Origin of the sequence: Pseudomonas sp. SMV71, assembly GCF_052042015.1 — a bacterium.
GTDB lineage: Bacteria > Pseudomonadota > Gammaproteobacteria > Pseudomonadales > Pseudomonadaceae > Aquipseudomonas.
In genome coordinates this window covers 1-17,648 of sequence record NZ_JBKGGU010000033.1, presented here as the reverse complement: position 1 = coordinate 17,648, position 17,648 = coordinate 1, and the positions used below count along the sequence as shown (strand labels likewise).

Annotated in this window: 16 protein-coding genes; 9 read left to right on the top strand and 7 right to left on the bottom strand. The window is 62.4% G+C overall.

Annotated features, from left to right (window positions below):
- Positions 1-69 precede the first annotated feature (69 nt).
- The 5 genes from ACLEJQ_RS24545 to ACLEJQ_RS24525 form a co-directional block, all read right to left on the bottom strand.
- Positions 70-1,227, bottom strand: coding sequence for a phospholipase D-like domain-containing protein (locus ACLEJQ_RS24545; RefSeq protein ID WP_440799307.1), 1,158 nt, complete (start codon positions 1,225-1,227; stop codon positions 70-72).
- A 1-nt stretch (position 1,228) separates the two neighbouring features.
- Positions 1,229-1,819 (bottom strand): YceI family protein, encoded by a 591-nt coding sequence (locus ACLEJQ_RS24540; protein WP_440799305.1) that lies wholly within the window; start codon positions 1,817-1,819, stop codon positions 1,229-1,231.
- Positions 1,820-2,095: 276 nt separating this feature from the next.
- Positions 2,096-2,407: an amidase gene (locus ACLEJQ_RS24535; protein ID WP_440799303.1), complete on the bottom strand. Its 312-nt coding sequence runs from the start codon at positions 2,405-2,407 to the stop codon at positions 2,096-2,098.
- The gene (locus ACLEJQ_RS24530; RefSeq protein WP_440799301.1) at positions 2,404-3,498 is read right to left on the bottom strand and encodes a serine hydrolase domain-containing protein; all 1,095 of its coding nucleotides are present in this window, start codon (positions 3,496-3,498) and stop codon (positions 2,404-2,406) included. Before ACLEJQ_RS24530 ends, ACLEJQ_RS24535 begins: the two co-directional genes overlap by 4 nt.
- A gap of 193 nt (positions 3,499-3,691) precedes the next feature.
- A complete protein-coding gene (locus ACLEJQ_RS24525; protein ID WP_440799299.1) occupies positions 3,692-4,570 on the bottom strand; it encodes an acyl-CoA dehydrogenase in 879 nt (292 codons plus the stop codon).
- A 144-nt stretch (positions 4,571-4,714) separates the two neighbouring features.
- On the opposite strand from ACLEJQ_RS24525, the gene olsB reads away from it, so the two are divergent.
- Together olsB and ACLEJQ_RS24515 are read left to right on the top strand one after the other, a co-directional pair.
- Positions 4,715-5,470 (top strand): L-ornithine N(alpha)-acyltransferase, encoded by a 756-nt coding sequence (gene olsB, locus ACLEJQ_RS24520; protein WP_440799297.1) that lies wholly within the window; start codon positions 4,715-4,717, stop codon positions 5,468-5,470.
- Positions 5,470-6,261: a lysophospholipid acyltransferase family protein gene (locus tag ACLEJQ_RS24515; protein ID WP_440799295.1), complete on the top strand. Its 792-nt coding sequence runs from the start codon at positions 5,470-5,472 to the stop codon at positions 6,259-6,261. Before olsB ends, ACLEJQ_RS24515 begins: the two co-directional genes overlap by 1 nt.
- Before the next feature lie 111 nt (positions 6,262-6,372).
- Here ACLEJQ_RS24515 and ACLEJQ_RS24510 read toward each other — a convergent pair whose 3' ends face one another.
- Positions 6,373-6,957 (bottom strand): ACP phosphodiesterase, encoded by a 585-nt coding sequence (locus ACLEJQ_RS24510; protein ID WP_440799293.1) that lies wholly within the window; start codon positions 6,955-6,957, stop codon positions 6,373-6,375.
- A 162-nt stretch (positions 6,958-7,119) separates the two neighbouring features.
- On the opposite strand from ACLEJQ_RS24510, the gene ACLEJQ_RS24505 reads away from it, so the two are divergent.
- From ACLEJQ_RS24505 to ACLEJQ_RS24490, 4 genes are all read left to right on the top strand, one after another.
- Positions 7,120-7,422, top strand: coding sequence for an ArsR/SmtB family transcription factor (locus ACLEJQ_RS24505; RefSeq protein ID WP_440799292.1), 303 nt, complete (start codon positions 7,120-7,122; stop codon positions 7,420-7,422).
- 17 nt (positions 7,423-7,439) lie between these two features.
- A complete protein-coding gene (locus tag ACLEJQ_RS24500) occupies positions 7,440-8,609 on the top strand; it encodes an MFS transporter (RefSeq protein WP_440799290.1) in 1,170 nt (389 codons plus the stop codon).
- 36 nt (positions 8,610-8,645) lie between these two features.
- Positions 8,646-9,695: an alkene reductase gene (locus ACLEJQ_RS24495; protein WP_440799288.1), complete on the top strand. Its 1,050-nt coding sequence runs from the start codon at positions 8,646-8,648 to the stop codon at positions 9,693-9,695.
- Between the two features lie 167 nt (positions 9,696-9,862).
- Positions 9,863-10,483 (top strand): hypothetical protein, encoded by a 621-nt coding sequence (locus ACLEJQ_RS24490; RefSeq protein WP_440799286.1) that lies wholly within the window; start codon positions 9,863-9,865, stop codon positions 10,481-10,483.
- 208 nt (positions 10,484-10,691) lie between these two features.
- Here ACLEJQ_RS24490 and ACLEJQ_RS24485 read toward each other — a convergent pair whose 3' ends face one another.
- Positions 10,692-11,324, bottom strand: a complete 633-nt coding sequence (locus ACLEJQ_RS24485; protein ID WP_440799284.1) for a TetR family transcriptional regulator — start codon at positions 11,322-11,324, stop codon at positions 10,692-10,694.
- 262 nt (positions 11,325-11,586) lie between these two features.
- Between ACLEJQ_RS24485 and ACLEJQ_RS24480 the strand changes: the two genes are divergently transcribed.
- Genes ACLEJQ_RS24480 through adeC form a run of 3 tightly spaced genes read left to right on the top strand, consistent with a single transcriptional unit; the run spans position 11,587 to position 17,366 of the window.
- Positions 11,587-12,744: an efflux RND transporter periplasmic adaptor subunit gene (locus ACLEJQ_RS24480; protein ID WP_440799283.1), complete on the top strand. Its 1,158-nt coding sequence runs from the start codon at positions 11,587-11,589 to the stop codon at positions 12,742-12,744.
- A gap of 3 nt (positions 12,745-12,747) precedes the next feature.
- Positions 12,748-15,912 carry an efflux RND transporter permease subunit EmhB gene (emhB, locus tag ACLEJQ_RS24475; protein ID WP_440799282.1) on the top strand — a complete coding sequence of 1,055 codons (3,165 nt, stop codon included), beginning with the start codon at positions 12,748-12,750 and terminating at the stop codon, positions 15,910-15,912.
- Positions 15,909-17,366, top strand: coding sequence for an AdeC/AdeK/OprM family multidrug efflux complex outer membrane factor (adeC, locus tag ACLEJQ_RS24470; protein ID WP_440799280.1), 1,458 nt, complete (start codon positions 15,909-15,911; stop codon positions 17,364-17,366). The genes emhB and adeC overlap by 4 nt, the downstream gene beginning before the upstream one ends.
- Positions 17,367-17,648 lie beyond the last annotated feature (282 nt).

Here is a 17,648-nt window from a genome sequence, read left to right as displayed (position 1 = left end):
CTCAGATGTTGAACATCAGACCGCCATCGCGAGCAAGCTCGCTCCCACAGTTGTATCTGGGTGTTCAGGCTAGCCCCGTCGCCCCAGCAGGTTCACCACCACCCGATCCACCAACCCCCACACCCGCTGCTTGAACCGCTTCCACAGCGGCCGGCGCTGCCAGGCGTCGAGGCTGACTTGCAGGCTCTGGGAGAAATCGCGTTCGAAACTTGCCGCCACCGCACGACTGAGCCCGGTGTCCAGGGCTTCGAGGTTGGCTTCCAGGTTGAAGCGCAGGTTCCAGTGATCGAAGTTGCATGAGCCGATGCTGACCCAATCGTCCACCAGCACCATTTTCAAATGCAGGAAGCACGGCTGGTATTCGAAGATCTTCACCCCGGCCTTGAGCAATCGCGGGTAGTAACGGTGCCCGGCGTAGCGCACCGACGGGTGATCGGTGCGCGGCCCGGTGAGCAACAGCCGCACGTCGATGCCGCGGGCGGCGGCCTTGCGCAGCGAACGGCGCACGTTCCAGGTCGGCAGGAAATACGGGGTCGCCATCCAGATGCGTTTCTGTCCGCTGTTCAACGCCCGGGACAGCGATTGCAGAATGTCGCGGTGCTGACGGGCGTCGGCATACGCCACCCGACCGATGCCCTCGCCCACCGGAGGAACCCGCGGCAGGCGCGGCAAGCCGAAGTTGGACGCCGGCTTCCAGGCCCGGCGATGCCGGTTGGCGATCCACTGGCGGTCGAACAACAACTGCCAATCGAGCACCAGCGGGCCGACGATTTCCACCATGACCTCATGCCACTCGCTGCGGTCATCGAGAGGGTTCCAGAATTCATCGGTCACCCCGGTGCCACCGACCACGGCCAGGCGCTGGTCCACCAATAACAGCTTGCGGTGATCGCGGTAGAGGTTGCGCACCCAGCGCCGCCAGCTCAGGCGGTTATAGAACCGCAGCTCAACCCCGGCCTCGATCAGGCGGTTGCGCAGACTGAGAGTAAACGCCAGGCTGCCATAGTCATCGAACAGACAACGCACCCGCACGCCACGCTCAGCGGCCTGAACCAGTGCCTGGACCATCGCCTCGGCGCACGCTCCGGCCTCCACCAGGTACAGCTCCAGTTCGACCTGTTCCAGGGCGCGGGCGATTTCCACCAACATACGCGGAAAAAACTGCGGGCCATCGATCAACAGCTCGAAGCGATTGCCTTCGCGCCAGGGAAAAACCGGGCCGCCCACGTCAGCGCGCCGTAAAGATCAGCACCGCGTTCACCGGCACCGAAAGGCTGATGGCTGACAACCCGGCCAGGTTGCGCAATTTTTCCAGGCCCGGCGCCAGATCGAAATCCGCCGCGTTGAGCACCACCGGCTCCAACGTCACCACCTGGAACCGTCGTTCATCCAGGCGCGTCGCCAACAGTTCGACGTTGTATTCGTGCTGCTTGCCGTGCAGGTTCACCGTCAGCGGCAGGCGCAGCTCCAATTGCGCACCGTTGGCCAGGTCCTGGATCGGCGCGAGATTGATCTGCGCGGTGGCGGTGGCCTCGGCAAATTGCTTGATCTCGAACAGCTCGGCGCGCATGCGCTCGTCCCGCAGGGGAATGCCGCTGTTGATCGACTCCAGCTCCACTTCAAGACGCGCCAGTCCATCGGGTTGGACTTGACCGTGCAGCACCAGGAAACGCTGGACTTCGGAGACATTGCCGTTCTTGCTGCTAATAAACGACAGCCGCGACGACTCACCGTCCAGGTACCAGTCGGCCCAGGCCGGCAGCACAGCGCCGGCCAGCAGCAAGGTCGCGACAGCAAGAGAAAAAGACCGCTTGAACATAAACACTCGGAAGGCAGATAAACCTGTGGCGAACCTTAACCGGGCCGAGGGCGCTTGCAAACTGTCTGTTTCGACAGTTGTCCTGCATCTGACATTCATTGTTCAGCCCGGGGACTGGTCAACACCTGTGGCGAGGGAGCTTGCTCCCGCTGGGCTGGGCTTGCACTCCAGTGCGCAGCACTCGCGAAATTGTTCAGACGAGCAAAAACCGGGGCTGCTTCGCAGCCCAGCGGGAGCAAGCTCCCTCGCCACAACGGCGGTCGCGGCGTGCCGGTTTTACGGTTCCAGCCGGCACCCCTGCCGCTCCCCTATCCACCGCGCACTGCTGCTACGCCCAAGCCCGCTGACGGTGATGCGTTTCGCCTCGGGGCTCTCGAAAAAATCACTGATGGGCACCGACTGCTTTACATAGCCCCGGCAATACTCGGCCGGTTGCTGCATCACGTAGCGGCACGAGCAATACTCCTTGGCAGTGTAGGCACTGATGATGTCGGGAAAGGCTCGCAGCGCCACCCGTTCGAGCCAGACCCACGCCAACAACGCCACAAACAGCGCCAGCATCAGCGTAAGCACCACTTTGCGCTTCATGGTTGCACCATCCCGGCGAACGCGGCCATGGCCCGCTTGAGCAGTTCGTTGTGGCGATAGCTGCCGTCGCGGTCATCGCCGTAGCGCACGATCACCAGCCGCGCGCTGGGAATGACGTACAGCGCCTGGCCCCAATGCCCCAGTGCGGCGAAGGTGTCCGCCGGCGCATCGGGCCATGGACGCAGCGTCGGGTCGGCGGCGCGGTTGAGCCACCAGTGGCCGCCGGGCACGGCCTCGTCCTGGCCGGCCTGGAAATGCGCGAAAGGCTCGCGGTTGAAGGCGACCCATTCCTTGGGGATCAGCTGCCGTCCGCCCCAGCGACCGTCGCGTTGCATCAACAGCCCGACCCGCGCCAGATCCCGCGCCGTGAGGTAGGCATAGGATGATCCGACGAAAGTGCCGCTGGCGTCGGTCTCCCAAATGGCGTGGTGGATCCCCAACGGTTCGAACAGCGCCGTCCACGGATAATCGGCATAGCGTGCCGGGCCGACGATATTCTTCAGTGCGGCCGCCAGCAGGTTGCTGTCGCCGCTGGAGTACCGGAACACCCGCCCCGGCGAGCTGAAGCTCGGATGCTGCGCGGTGAACGCCGCCATGTCGCGGCGCCCGCGGGTGTAGAGCATCGCCACCACGGAAGAATTGAGCGGCGCGTATTCGTAGTCTTCCTGCCAGTCCAGGCCCGACGCCCAGTGGAACAGGTCGGCGAAGGTCATGGCCGGGTGCTTGCTCAGCGCCGGGTAGTAGCTGACGACCGGGTCTTGCAGGCCGAATCGCTTTTCACCGTAGGCCACACCGAACAGCGTGGCCAACAGGCTTTTGCTGATGGACCAAGTCAGGTGCGCGGTCTCGGCGCCGGTCGCGCCGGCGTAGCGCTCGTAGACCAGGCGACCGTCCTGGATCACCAGCAGCGCGTCGGTGCGGATGCCTAGGCGGGTGACATCGTCCCGGGCCGGGAAAGCGTAGTGCTCCAGGGTGTCGATGGCTGGTCCGGTGGGGCGCGGTGCGGTCGGCCATTGTTCGCCCGGCCAGTCTTCGGCATGGGCGCTCAGGTTGAGCAGCAGGAGTGGGATCAGCAGCCAGCCTTTGGACATAGGGTGGGGGCTCGCAGGATTGAACCTGCTGAGCCTAGTCAGGGTTGATGACAGTTTGGATGTTGGGTGCTTCCCTATGCGAGCTCCTTTACAAAACCTGTGGGAGCGAGCCTGCTCGCGATAGCGCCAGGTCAGTCGCCATCACATTGGCACACCGCTATCGCGAGCAGGCTGGCTCCCACAAAGGTCAGAGTCAGGCGCTACCCAACGCCTTGGCCAAGCGCTTGGCCCGCGCGCCCGCCGCCATCTCCATCACCGCCCTGTCCCGGCTCCACATCTGGCGCCAGGACGCCGGTCCTGCAGCCAGGGCCTCATTCAATTCGCCATCGAGCCCGTGGAACTGGGCAAACAATCCGCCCAGCAACACATGCCCCGCCGTGCTGGACGGATTGTGACGACTGACCTCGGCACACCCCGCCAGCAACGCCAGCAGCCGCAGCAACAACGCCTGGGGCCACTCGCATTCCTGGCCCACGCCATACAACCAGGCGGTCATGGCGCTGAGCACATAGAGATCTTCCAGGGTGCGGAACGGTTTGACATACGCGTCCCAGCCATCGCCCGCGAGCAGTTCGCACAACGCATCGTCAAGCAGTACGCGACCATGGCTGATGTCCGGCATCAGGGCGATGGCCGGGAGTTTTTCCAGGGTCACGCCGGGCTCGCGGGGATAGGCCACCGCCAGCTTGAGACGCGGTGCCTCGCCGGGCGCCTCATTGCGAGCGGCGATGAGCAGCCATTCGGCAGCGTCGCCGGCGGTAACGAAATCCTTGCGCCCGCTCAGACGCAAGTCGTTGAGACGGGTCTGCATATCCGCCGGGCGCAAGCTGCGTTGTTCGGTGGCACACAGCGCACCAAGGCCTTGGGGCGCGCTCGGCCAGAGCACCCGCAGAGCCGCCTGATAACCCACCAGAAACGCCAGCCCCGGCGTCGCCATCAGCCGTGCCCCGGCCACCGCCAGCTCGAACGGTGTCACCGGCCCCAAGTGTTGCAACAACCTCGCATAGCCCTCGGCCAGGTCCGGATGGGCGGGCAGGCGTTCGCCGCGTTGGATCAGGGTTTGCCAGGGCATGGGCGGCTCCTCGAGGGCTGTCATATAAGCATCACCAAAGCTTCATGGCGATGACACCGGGGCTACATAGCCTGACTTTGCACAACATGGCTGCATAAAGAAAGTCGAGTGGCTGCAACTGCACAGCCCGCACGGAGATTCGCTATGACTCAGATCGCCCGCATCAGCGACACCGGCAATGAACGCCGCCTGCAAGCCGAACGCCTGATTGGCGCCAAGGCTTTGCAAGAAGCCCAAGCCTTGCGCTTCAACGTCTTCAGCGGCGAATTCAACGCCAAGCTCAAAGGCGCGGAAATGGGTCTGGACATGGATGACTACGATGTTCACTGCGCCCACATCGGCGTGCGCGACCTGAACACCGGCCGCCTCGTGGCCACCACTCGCCTGCTCGACCACCAGGCCGCCAGCAGCCTGGGCCGCTTCTACAGCGAAGAAGAATTCAGCCTCCACGGCCTGGTCCACCTCAAGGGCCCGATCCTGGAAATCGGCCGCACCTGCGTCGACCCGGCCTACCGCAACGGCGGCACCATCGCCGTGCTCTGGGGCGAGTTGGCCGAAGTCCTGAACGAAGGCGGCTACAGTTACCTGATGGGTTGCGCGAGCATCCCCATGCAGGACGGCGGCATCCAGGCCCAGGCAATCATGCAACGCCTGCGCGAACGCTACCTGTGCACCGAACACCTGCAAGCGGTGCCGAAAAAGCCATTGCCGAGCCTGGACGTACCTTCCAACGTCATCGCCGAGATGCCGCCCCTGCTCAAGGCCTACATGCGCCTGGGCGCGAAGATCTGTGGCGAACCGTGCTGGGACGAGGATTTCCAGGTGGCCGACGTGTTCATCCTGCTCAAGCGCGACGAACTCTGCCCACGCTACGCCCGCCACTTCAAGGCAGCGGTGTGATGAGCCGGCCGCGGGTGTACGCGCGTATCGCGCGGGTGCTGCTGGTGGTGGCGCTGGGCCTGGGCATGGCCACCGTGTTCGGTCTGTTCGAGCGCCTGGGGCTGGCCAACTCCATGGTCCGCCGTCAGCGCTGGTCGAGGTTCTTCATGGCGCGGTTGAGCCATGCCTTGCCGTTTTCGGTGACGGTCCATGGGCAACTGCCGCAGCAGCCGATGCTGTGGGTCAGCAACCACGTGTCCTGGACCGACATCCCGCTGCTGGGCATGCTCACGCCACTGTCGTTCCTGTCCAAGGCCGAAGTGCGTACCTGGCCGGTGGCCGGGTGGCTGGCGGCCAAGGCCGGCAGTCTGTTCATCCGTCGCGGGTCGGGTGACAGCCAATTGATCCGCAAGCAGATGAGCCGTCATCTGCAACAGGCCCATCCGCTGCTGATGTTTCCCGAAGGCACCACCACCGACGGCCGCTCACTGCGCACCTTTCATGGTCGGCTGCTATCGGCGGCGATCGATGCCGAGGTCGCGTTGCAACCGGTGGCGATCCGTTACCTGCGCAATGGCGAGCCGGATGCCCTGGCACCGTTCATTGGCGATGACGATCTGCTGTCGCACCTGATGCGCCTGTTTGCCAACGATCGCGGCGACGTGCACATCTATCTGCTGCAACCCATCGCCTGCCACGGCCAGGAAAGGGCGGCGCTGGCCTTCCAGGCGCAGCAAGCGGTGCACAAAGCGTTGTTTGGCACAGTCCCCGAGAAGCAGCAGGTGCCGATGCGCCCTGCCATTGCCGCTTGATCTGAAATGCCGATGCCCCCTGTGGGATCGAGCCTGCTCGCGATTGCGGTCTGACATTCAACAGAGATATTGACTGTTACATCGCAATCGCGAGCAGGCTCGCTCCCACAGTTAGAACGGCTGTGTGACCTGGCTCTGGGCAAAGTCCTGAAGCTGCGGATAAAACAAGCGGAAATCCTCGCTCAATGGCTCATAGAGCCTGGTCAACTCCTCCATCGCCCCAGCCAATTCCTCGGGGCGGGTCAGGCGTCGGGAAATGCCGCGCAGTACCTGCCCGAGTACGTCGAACGCCTGATAAGAACCCAACCAGTCATTCGCCACCATGTGTGGCGCAATTTGCGCCAGGCGTCCGGGCAACTGCGGTTCAGTGCCGAGCACGTGATATACGCGGGCGGTGAAATCCATCAGCGGCCCCTCGCCATACAACGTCCAGTCCCGGGCCAGGCAGTGGTCGAAAAACACGTCGAGCACGATTCCGGCATAGCGTCGGCGCACCGCGGAAAAGCGCGACAGGGCGATGTCCACCAGAGGGTGGCGATCGGTGTACGTGTCGATGCGTCGATGCAAGGCAATCGCGGCTTCGATCCGCGGGTCGTACAGCCCTTGCAGCGGCCCTTTGACGAAATCGCCGTAGAGACTGCCGAGCAGTTGTTCGCGGCCAGGGCCGCCCAGGTGCAGGTGTGCGAGATAGTTCATGGGCGCAGCTTAGCACTGTCGCGCTCATATCGTTATAACCCGATATAGCGATTTGTTCGCGGGTCAGAACAAATCCATATTGGTGTATCGCGAAATAACGATTTAAGGTTCGTCTCATCGCGATATAGCGTTTTACTCACCCAATCCAAACGAACTGCCACCATGACCCTCGACCTCGACGAAATAATAAAAGCCCTGGCGCACCCGGTACGGCGAGACATTCTCAACTGGCTCAAAGACCCCAAGGTCCAGTTCCCCGAACAGTTGCACAACCACGAATTCGGTATCTGCGCCGGTCAGATCGACCAGCGCTGCGGCCTGTCGCAGTCCACGGTATCGGCGCATCTGGCGGTGTTGCAACGGGCGGGGCTGATTACCAGCCAGAAGGTCGGTCAATGGCATTTCTTCAAACGCAACGAGGAATTGATCCAGCAGTTTCTCAAGCAAATGAGCCAAGAGCTCTGACCAGACAAGGACCCGCCATGCCCCTCTCACTTCTCATCCTGGCCCTGAGCGCCTTTGCCATCGGCACCACCGAATTCGTCATCATGGGCCTGCTGCCCGATGTGGCGGCCGACCTCGGCGTGTCGATTCCCGGCGCCGGTTGGCTGGTCACCGGCTACGCCCTGGGCGTCGCCATCGGCGCACCGTTCATGGCCCTGGCCACCGCCCGGCTGCCACGCAAGGCTGCGCTCGTGGCGCTGATGGGGATTTTCATCGTCGGCAATCTGCTCTGCGCCATTGCCAGCGATTACAACGTGCTGATGTTTGCACGGGTCATCACGGCCCTGTGCCACGGGGCGTTCTTCGGTATCGGTTCGGTGGTGGCCGCCGGCCTGGTGGCGCCGAACAAGCGTGCCTCGGCCGTGGCCCTGATGTTCACCGGCCTGACCCTGGCGAACGTGCTCGGCGTACCCCTGGGCACCGCACTGGGCCAGGAAGCCGGCTGGCGCTCGACGTTCTGGGCGGTGACCGTCATTGGCGTGGTGGCATTGATCGGGCTGATCCGCTTCCTGCCGGCCAAGCGCGACGAAGAAAAACTCGACATGCGTTCGGAACTGGTAGCGCTCAAGGGAGCAGGACTGTGGCTGTCCCTGAGCATGACCGCGCTGTTCTCCGCCTCGGTGTTCACCCTGTTCACCTACGTCGCCCCGCTGCTGGGTGAAGTGACCGGCGTATCGCCCCGTGGCGTGACCTGGACCCTGGTACTGATCGGCCTGGGCCTGACCCTGGGCAACATCATCGGCGGCAAGCTGGCGGACAAGAGCCTGGCGAACACCCTGATCGGCGTGTTCATCACCATGGCCGTGGTCTCCACCGTGCTGAGCTGGACCAGCGTGGCGCTGATCCCCACCGAGATCACCCTGTTCCTCTGGGCCACCGCTTGCTTCGCCGCCGTGCCGGCCCTGCAGGTCAATGTGGTGACCTTCGGCAAAGCCGCGCCGAACCTGGTGTCCACCCTGAACATCGGCGCTTTCAACATTGGCAACGCCTTGGGCGCCTGGGTCGGCGGCAGCGTCATCGACCGCGGCATGGGGCTGACCACCGTGCCCCTGGCCGCCGGTGCACTGGCGGTGCTGGCGCTGCTGGTGACCTTGATCACTTTCCGCCAGGGCGGCAGCAATGCCGACCTGGCTGCGGTAACTCGTTGAGATTAAACCCTTCCATTTTTTTCGAGGTTGTAACAGATGACGACTATTTTCGATCCGATCAAACTCGGCGACATCGAGCTGAAAAACCGCATCATCATGGCCCCGCTCACCCGTTGCCGCGCCGACGCGGGTCGCGTTCCCAATGCGTTGATGGCCGAGTACTACGTCCAGCGCGCCTCCGCCGGCCTGATTCTCAGCGAAGCGACCTCCGTCACGCCGATGGGCGTGGGTTACCCGGACACTCCCGGCATCTGGTCCAACGACCAGGTCCGCGGCTGGGCCAACGTCACCAAGGCGATCCATGGCGCCGGCGGCAAGATTTTCCTGCAACTGTGGCACGTCGGCCGGGTCTCCCACCCGTCCTACCTCAATGGTGAAGCTCCGGTGGCGCCGAGCGCCATTCAGCCCAAGGGCCACGTGAGCCTGGTACGCCCGCTGGCCGAATATCCGACCCCGCGAGCGCTGGAAACCGCTGAAATCGCCGACATCGTCGATGCCTACCGCGTAGGTGCCGAGAACGCCAAGGCCGCCGGCTTCGACGGCGTGGAAATCCACGGCGCCAACGGTTACCTACTCGACCAGTTTCTGCAAAGCAGCACCAACCAGCGCACCGACCAGTACGGCGGCTCCCTGGAAAACCGCGCCCGCCTGCTGCTGGAAGTGACCGATGCGGCCATCGAAGTCTGGGGCGCCGGTCGGGTTGGCGTGCATCTGGCACCCCGCGCCGATGCCCATGACATGGGCGACGACAATCGCCTGGAAACCTTCAGCTACGTTGCCCGTGAACTTGGCAAGCGCGGTATTGCCTTCATTTGCTCGCGCGAGAAGGAAGGCGACGACAGCATCGGCCCACAACTCAAGCAAGCCTTCGGCGGCCCATACATCGCCAATGAACGCTTCACCAAGGACAGCGCCAATGCGTGGCTGGCCGAGGGCAAGGCCGACGCCGTCGCCTTCGGTGTGCCATTCATTGCCAACCCGGACTTGCCGGCACGCTTGAAGGCTGATGCGCCGTTGAACGAGCCACACCCGGAAACCTTCTATGGCAAGGGTCCGGTGGGATATATCGATTACCCAGTGCTCTGACATCGTCTGAAGTGAAGAAGCCCTGACTCGAAAGAGCCAGGGCTTTTTTATTCCAACTTAATATTCGGAAAACTAGCCGAACTTTATAAGCGCCTTACTTCCAGCCATAGTCGAGCTGGCACCAAGCCAACTATTTGCCCTCTTCCCATTTTGAAAAGGAATTCAATATGAAAGACATCACTGAAAACGCCACGCCCGGCGATAACGGCTTCTTTGAAAAGCTTCTTGCCCAGTTCGGCCATGCCCCACTGAACGTCCTTTACAAATACGTTGCATCCCTTGGAACCGATGACAACCTGGAAGTTTTCAAGGCTTTGATGGAAAAAGCGCAGCTGAACGGCGTAGTCGATCAACAAATCCGGGCTTGGCAGCAGGAGCCCATCCGTGCAAGCCGCACCCGCTTCGTTATTAAGCTCATCAACCACACCGACCATACCTTCGCCGTCAGCGACCACAACCTGGCGTTCGATACGAATGAACTCGGGGCCCTGGGCCCGTGGGATATCCAAGCGCTGAGATTCGACTTCGCTTATTCCAGAAAACTGGGTAGCCCAAGTAAAGACATGTTCAAGCACTTCATTATTTTTGGCGACCGGGACATTGCTTGCCTGCTCGACTTCGGTCTAAGAGTCAACACTTCCTTTGGTACACTCTCCCCAACACTGACACCCGTTCGCACAAACAGGGTGACCTCAATTGGCGCAACGCCCATTCCATGTTCGACCCGGTTCCTGCACGCCGCCAGCGAAGAGCCTTATAACTTCACCGTGGAAATCACGCTGGGTTGATTATCACCCCGTCCGGCACGCCTCATGGGATCGACAGGCTCCCAAGTGCGGGGTTCCGGACAGGGCCCGTCGCACGTTCTTTTTCAAAGGTGAAACAAATTTCCTACAAAATTTGGCGCCGGTCAGCTATTAACAACCGTTGTGTCGGTTTATAAAAGCACCCTGGCCGAACCCATTGACACAATACGATGCAATTACGCATTTTGTTTCATTTGCGCAGGTTGGGGCTCAGGCGCAGCATGTCCAGCCCGATATCCACCCAGCGCTCCGCCTCGGCGGCCAGCGCGAAGCTGTCAGGAGCCAGCAGCCACTGGTACAGAATGCCGTCGATGTAAGCATGAATGGCCACTGCGGCCCTTTCGGGATCCAGGTCGCCGGGCAACTGGCCGCGCTTCATCGCATTGCGCAACGACAGGGCGATCCGCACATTGCAATCGAGGCTGACCTGGCGCCGCTGCTGGCGCAGATCGCACATTTCATCGGTGAACTCGCACTTATGGAACAAAATCTCATTAATGCGACGCGTCTTCGGGTCGAGTGCAACCTGTTGAAACAATTGCACAAGCAATTTGCGCGTGCAGCCCAGCGGGTCAAGCTCCTCTTCATTTTCGCTGGCGCGGGCCAGGTCATCCAACGGTTCATGCAAGGTATCGAGCATGGCCTGGAGCAGGTCGGCCTTGTTGCTGAAATGCCAATAGATGGCGCCGCGCGTGACGCCGGCCAGCGTCGCGATATCCGCCAGCGTGGTGCGCGCTACGCCGCGCTCGAAGAAGGCTTTTTCGGCCGCTTCAAGTATCTGGCTGCGAGTCTCCAGGGCTTCCTCTTTGGTACGACGGACCATGGCAGTAAAACCTCAATCAGGGTGCATCGGAAATGCGTAAGGATCAGCTAAACAGCATTGCGGCAACGTTCGCTCAGACGCGTCATCGATCCGCACGGGCCTTTGTCAGGCTTTTGTAAATACGGATGGTACGCAATTTTGCTGTTTACAAACAACCGTGTACGTAAGTATATTTCTTAGCATCCTACTAATTGTTTTTCGCGCTCTTTTTCACCTTCCACCTTTCGAGTGCGCCTGTTGCGCGCCTGACCCGAGGATCTCCATGCAATTCAAGCCAGCTGTTACCGCTCTGGTTACCGCCATCGCCCTGGCATCGCTGCTCAGCGGATGCAAGAAGGAAGAAGCGGCGCCTGCCGCACCCCCGCCTCAGGTCGGCTACGTAACCCTCAAGACACAGCCTTTCACCCTGACCTCGGAACTGCCAGGGCGCACCAGCGCATTCCGTGTCGCCGAAGTTCGCCCGCAGGTCAATGGCATCATCCTCAAGCGCCTGTTCAAGGAAGGCGCCGACGTCAAGGCCGGCCAGCAGCTCTACCAGATCGACCCGGCCGTGTACGAAGCGACCCTGAAAAGCGCCGAGGCCAACCTGCGGTCCACCAAGTCGATTGCCGACCGCTACAAGCAACTGGTGGATGAGCAAGCGGTCAGTCGCCAGGAATACGACACCGCCGTGGCTAACCGCCTCGAGTCGGAAGCCAACCTGCAGACGGCCCAGATCAACGTGCGCTACACCAAGGTCTACGCGCCGATTTCCGGCCGTATCGGTCGCTCTTCGGTGACCGAAGGGGCGCTGGTGAGCAATGGCCAGGCCGACGCCCTGGCGACCATCCAGCAACTGGACCCGATCTACGTCGACGTGACCCAGAGCTCGGTGGAGCTGCTGCAACTGCGCCGCGAACTGGAAAGCGGTCGCCTGCAAAAGGCCGGCGACAACGCCGCCATGGTCAAGCTGACCCTGGAAGACGGCAGCCAGTATCCCCATGAAGGCAAGCTGGAGTTCTCGGAAGTGTCGGTCGACCAGACCACCGGTTCCGTGACCTTGCGCGCCGTGTTCCCGAACCCGGACCATACCCTGCTGCCGGGCATGTTCGTCCACGCGCAATTGCAGGCTGGGGTGAACAGCGCGGCGATCCTCGCACCGCAGCAAGGCGTGACCCGTGACCTCAAGGGCACACCGACCGCGTTGGTCGTTGGCGCGGACGACAAGGTCGAGCTGCGCCAGCTCAAGGCCAGCCGCACCGTTGGCAGCCAATGGCTGATCGAAGACGGCCTCAAGGCCGGCGACCGCCTGATCACCGAAGGCTTGCAGTACGTACGTCCAGGGGTGCAGGTCAAGGCCGTCGAAGCCACCAACGTTGGTGCCAAGAACCCGGCCCCCGCTCAGGCAGCTGATAAAGCAGCCGGCGGCAAAGGGGAGTAAACCATGTCGAAATTCTTTATCGACCGTCCGATTTTCGCCTGGGTGATTGCCCTGGTGATCATGCTGGTCGGGGCCCTGTCGATCCTCAAGTTGCCGATCAACCAGTACCCGAGCATCGCGCCGCCGGCCATTGCGATCCAGGTCACCTACCCGGGTGCATCCGCGCAGACCGTGCAGGACACCGTGGTGCAGGTCATCGAGCAACAGCTCAACGGTATCGACAACCTGCGTTATGTTTCCTCGGAAAGTAACTCCGACGGCAGCATGACCATCACCGCGACCTTCGAGCAAGGCACCAACTCCGACACCGCGCAGGTACAGGTCCAGAACAAGCTGAACCTGGCGACCCCGCTGCTGCCGCAAGAAGTACAGCAGCAGGGTATCCGCGTGACCAAGTCGGTGAGGAACTTCCTGATGGTGATCGGCGTGGTGTCGCGCGACGGCACCATGACCCGGGAAGACCTTTCCAACTACATCGTGTCGAATATGCAGGATCCGATCTCGCGTACTTCCGGCGTGGGTGACTTCCAGGTTTTCGGCGCCCAGTACGCGATGAGGATCTGGCTCGACCCGGCCAAGCTGAATAACTACAGCCTGACTCCGGCTGACGTGAGCGCCGCGATCTCCGCGCAGAACGTCCAGGTCTCGTCCGGCCAGCTCGGTGGACTGCCTGCCGTGCCCGGCCAGCAACTGAACGCCACCATCATCGGCAAGACACGCCTGCAGACCGCCGAGCAATTCAAGGCGATTCTGCTCAAGGTCAACCCGGATGGCTCGCAGGTACGTGTCGGTGACGTCGCCGATGTCGCCCTGGGGGGTGAAAACTACGCCATCAACGCCCAGTTCAACGGTGCTCCGGCGTCGGGTCTGGCGGTGCGGCTGGCTACCGGTGCCAACGCCCTCGACACGGCCAGGGCGCTGCGCCAGACCGTGGACAACCTCAAGCCTTTCTTCCCGCCGGGCATGGAAGTGGTGTTCCCGTATGACACCACGCCAGTGGTGAGCGAATCGATCAAGGGTGTAGTGGAAACCCTGGTCGAAGCGGTCGTCCTGGTATTCCTGGTGATGTTCCTGTTCCTGCAGAACTTCCGCGCCACCATCATCACTACGATGACGGTGCCGGTGGTGTTGCTGGGTACCTTCGGGATCCTCGCCGCGTTCGGCTTCAGCATCAATACCCTGACCATGTTCGGCATGGTGCTGGCCATCGGCTTGCTGGTGGACGACGCCATCGTCGTGGTGGAAAACGTCGAGCGGGTGATGAGCGAGGAAGGCCTGTCGCCCAAGGAAGCCACCAAGAAATCGATGGGCCAGATCCAGGGCGCCCTGGTGGGTATCGCCCTGGTGCTCTCGGCGGTACTGCTGCCGATGGCGTTCTTCGGCGGCTCCACCGGTGTGATCTACAAGCAGTTCTCCATCACCATCGTCTCGGCCATGGCCCTGTCGGTACTGGTTGCACTGATCTTCACCCCGGCCTTGTGCGCCACCATGCTCAAGGCGATCCCGAAAGGCGAGCACGGCACACCGAAGCGTGGTTTCTTCGGCTGGTTCAACCGCACCTTCGACCGTGGCGTGCGCAGCTACGAGCGCGGCGTAGGCAACATACTCCGGCACAAGGCGCCATACCTGCTGGCCTACATCATCATCGTGGTCGGCATGGTCTGGTTGTTCAGCCGCATCCCGACCGCGTTCCTGCCGGAAGAGGACCAGGGCGTGCTGTTCGCCCAAGTGCAGACGCCGGCCGGTTCCAGCGCCGAGCGGACCCAGGTGGTGGTGGACAACATGCGCGAGTTCCTGCTGCGTCCGGGCAAGGACGGCGGCGAAGGGGATGGCGTGGCCTCGGTGTTTACCGTGACCGGCTTCAACTTCGCCGGTCGTGGCCAGAGTTCGGGCTTGGCGTTCATCATGCTCAAGCCGTGGGAAGAACGTAACGCCGATAACACGGTGTTCAAGATCTCGGCCCGTGCACAGCAACACTTCTTCACCTTCCGCGACGCGATGGTGTTCGCCTTCGCCCCGCCGGCGGTGATGGAACTGGGTAACGCCACCGGTTTCGACGTGTTCCTGCAGGATCGCGCCGGCATCGGCCATGAAAAACTGATGGAGGCACGCAACCAGTTCCTGGGCATGGCGTCCCAGAGCAAGGTGCTGGCCCAGGTCCGTCCGAACGGCCTGAACGACGAGCCGCAATACCAACTGGAAATCGATGACGAGAAGGCCAGCGCACTGGGCATCACCCTGTCGGACATCAACAGCACCTTGTCGATTGCCCTGGGCAGTAGCTACGTGAACGACTTCATCGACCGTGGCCGGGTGAAAAAGGTGTACGTGCAGGGTCAGCCGAATGCCCGCATGAGCCCCGAAGACCTCAAGAAATGGTACGTGCGCAACAGCGCCGGCACCATGGTGCCGTTCACCGCCTTCGCCAAGGGTGAGTGGATCTACGGTTCGCCGAAGCTGGCCCGCTACAACGGGGTGGAAGCAATGGAGATCCTGGGTGTCCCGGCTCCGGGCTACTCCACCGGTGAAGCCATGGCCGAAGTCGAAGCCATTGCCAAGAAACTGCCGGCCGGTGTGGGTATTTCCTGGACCGGGCTGTCCTACGAGGAACGTCTGTCGGGCTCCCAGGCGCCAGCGCTGTACGCCCTGTCGCTGCTGATGGTGTTCCTGTGCCTGGCGGCGCTGTATGAAAGCTGGTCGATTCCGATCGCGGTCATGCTGGTGGTGCCATTGGGGATCATCGGTGCCCTGCTGGCGACCAGCCTGCGCGGGCTGTCCAACGACGTGTACTTCCAGGTGGGCCTGCTGACGACCATCGGCCTGGCGGCGAAGAACGCCATCCTGATCGTCGAGTTCGCCAAGGAACTCCACGAACAGGGCCGCAGCCTGATGGACGCCGCCATCGAAGCCTGTAGGATGCGTCTGCGGCCGATCATCATGACCTCCCTGGCGTTCGTCCTCGGCGTGGTCCCGCTGGCGATCTCCACTGGCGCCGGTTCGGGCAGCCAGCATGCCATCGGTACCGGGGTGATCGGCGGTATGATCACCGCGACCGTCCTGGCAATCTTCTGGGTGCCATTGTTCTTCGTGTCCGTATCGTCCATCGGTCGCCGCAAAAATGCCGACCACGACGACACTCCTGAAACTTCCAAAGAGGCTGGCCAATGAGCAAGTCGCTACTTTCCCTGACCATCGCCGCAGTCGTGCTCAGCGGCTGCTCGCTGATTCCCGACTATCAGCGGCCCGAAGCCCCGGTCGCGGCGCAGTACCCGCAAGGGCCGGCCTACGAGCCTGCCAAGGCGCCCGGCCAGGCGGCCGCCGAGCAGGGCTGGAAACAGTTTTTCCATGACCCGGCGTTGCAGCAGCTGATCCAGTTGGCCCTGGAAAACAACCGCGACCTGCGGGTCGCGGCGCTGAACATCGATGCCTACGCCGCGCAATACCGTATCCAGCGCGCCGACCTGTTCCCGGCGGTCTCGGCCACCGGTGCCGCCAGCCGCCAGCGCGTGCCGGCACGGGCTTCGCAGACCGGTGAAGCGGCAATCAGCAGTTCCTATTCCGCCACCCTGGGCATCAGCGCCTATGAACTGGACCTGTTCGGTCGCGTTCGCAGCCTGAGCGAGCAAGCGCTGCAAAGCTACTTCGCCACCGAAGAAGCCCGGCGCAGCACGCAGATCAGCCTGGTGGCGAACGTCGCCAACGCCTACCTGACCTGGCAGGCCGACAAGGAATTGCTCAAGCTGACCCAGGACACCCTGGCGACCTATGAGCAAAGCCTCAAGCTGACCACCCGCAGCGCCGATGTGGGCGTGGCCTCGGCGCTGGACCTGAGCCAGGCCCGTACCGCCGTGGAAAATGCCCGCGTGCAACTGGCGCGCTACACCCGCCAGGTCGCCCAGGACGAAAACAGCCTGACCTTGCTGCTGGGCACCGGCCTGCCGGCCAACCTGCGATCGCAACCGCTGAGCGACGATCTGCTCAGCGAAGTGCCAGCCGGGCTGCCGTCCGACTTACTGCAACGTCGCCCGGACATCCTCCAGGCCGAACGCAACCTGCTGGCCGCCAACGCCAACATCGGCGCCGCACGGGCCGCGTTCTTCCCGAGTATCAGCCTGACGGCCAACGCCGGTACCCTCAGCCCGGATCTGTCCGGACTGTTCAAGGGCGGCTCGGGCACCTGGAGCTTCGCCCCGCAGATCAACCTGCCGATCTTCAACGCCGGCAGCCTGCGGGCAAGCCTGGATTACGCCAAGGTCCAGAAAGACATCAACGTCGCGCAGTATGAGAAGTCGATTCAGACGGCCTTCCAGGAAGTCTCCGACGGCCTGGCCGCGCGCCAGACCTACAACGAGCAGTTGCAGGCCCAGACCGACTTCGTCGCCGCCAACCAGGATTACTACCGTCTGGCCGAGCGTCGCTACCGCATCGGCGTCGACAGCAACCTGACCTTCCTCGACGCCCAGCGTCAGCTGTTCAGCGCCCAACAATCGCTGATCACTGACCGCCTTGCGCAGTTGACCAGTGAGGTCAATCTGTACAAGGCGCTGGGTGGTGGCTGGAATGCTGAGACCGGGAAGAACGAACCGGTAAAGGAAGAAGCGCCCAAGACCCGGCTGTTTTGATCGTGCTTGAACGCTGAACAAAAAGCCCACCGGAAGGTGGGTTTTTTGTTTTCAATCGCTTCCTAGCTCAATACGTGGCGAGGGAGCTTGCTCCCGCTGGGCTGCGAAGCGGCCCCAAAACCTGGTAAATGCGGAGCATCAAGACCGGCTGCGGGTCCTGTGGGAGCGAGCCTGCTCGCGATGGCTGTGTGTCGGTCTGTGTGGATTTTTTGACCGGGTACATATCCGTTGCTGCGGTAACGGCGGCTTAGGGTTCCGCCCTTACGGCGGGTCACTTTTGGA

Bases quoted from the DNA above. Each gene is read 5' to 3' on its own strand.
- ACLEJQ_RS24540 (WP_440799305.1), bottom strand. From the start codon at position 1,819: ATGTTCAAGCGGTCTTTTTCTCTTGCTGTCGCGACCTTGCTGCTGGCC.
- ACLEJQ_RS24535 (WP_440799303.1), bottom strand. From the start codon at position 2,407: ATGAAGCGCAAAGTGGTGCTTACGCTGATGCTGGCGCTGTTTGTGGCG.
- ACLEJQ_RS24530 (WP_440799301.1), bottom strand. From the start codon at position 3,498: ATGTCCAAAGGCTGGCTGCTGATCCCACTCCTGCTGCTCAACCTGAGC.
- ACLEJQ_RS24525 (WP_440799299.1), bottom strand. From the start codon at position 4,570: ATGCCCTGGCAAACCCTGATCCAACGCGGCGAACGCCTGCCCGCCCAT.
- olsB (WP_440799297.1), top strand. From the start codon at position 4,715: ATGACTCAGATCGCCCGCATCAGCGACACCGGCAATGAACGCCGCCTG.
- ACLEJQ_RS24515 (WP_440799295.1), top strand. From the start codon at position 5,470: ATGAGCCGGCCGCGGGTGTACGCGCGTATCGCGCGGGTGCTGCTGGTG.
- ACLEJQ_RS24510 (WP_440799293.1), bottom strand. From the start codon at position 6,957: ATGAACTATCTCGCACACCTGCACCTGGGCGGCCCTGGCCGCGAACAA.
- ACLEJQ_RS24505 (WP_440799292.1), top strand. From the start codon at position 7,120: ATGACCCTCGACCTCGACGAAATAATAAAAGCCCTGGCGCACCCGGTA.
- ACLEJQ_RS24500 (WP_440799290.1), top strand. From the start codon at position 7,440: ATGCCCCTCTCACTTCTCATCCTGGCCCTGAGCGCCTTTGCCATCGGC.
- ACLEJQ_RS24495 (WP_440799288.1), top strand. From the start codon at position 8,646: ATGACGACTATTTTCGATCCGATCAAACTCGGCGACATCGAGCTGAAA.
- ACLEJQ_RS24490 (WP_440799286.1), top strand. From the start codon at position 9,863: ATGAAAGACATCACTGAAAACGCCACGCCCGGCGATAACGGCTTCTTT.
- ACLEJQ_RS24485 (WP_440799284.1), bottom strand. From the start codon at position 11,324: ATGGTCCGTCGTACCAAAGAGGAAGCCCTGGAGACTCGCAGCCAGATA.
- ACLEJQ_RS24480 (WP_440799283.1), top strand. From the start codon at position 11,587: ATGCAATTCAAGCCAGCTGTTACCGCTCTGGTTACCGCCATCGCCCTG.
- emhB (WP_440799282.1), top strand. From the start codon at position 12,748: ATGTCGAAATTCTTTATCGACCGTCCGATTTTCGCCTGGGTGATTGCC.
- adeC (WP_440799280.1), top strand. From the start codon at position 15,909: ATGAGCAAGTCGCTACTTTCCCTGACCATCGCCGCAGTCGTGCTCAGC.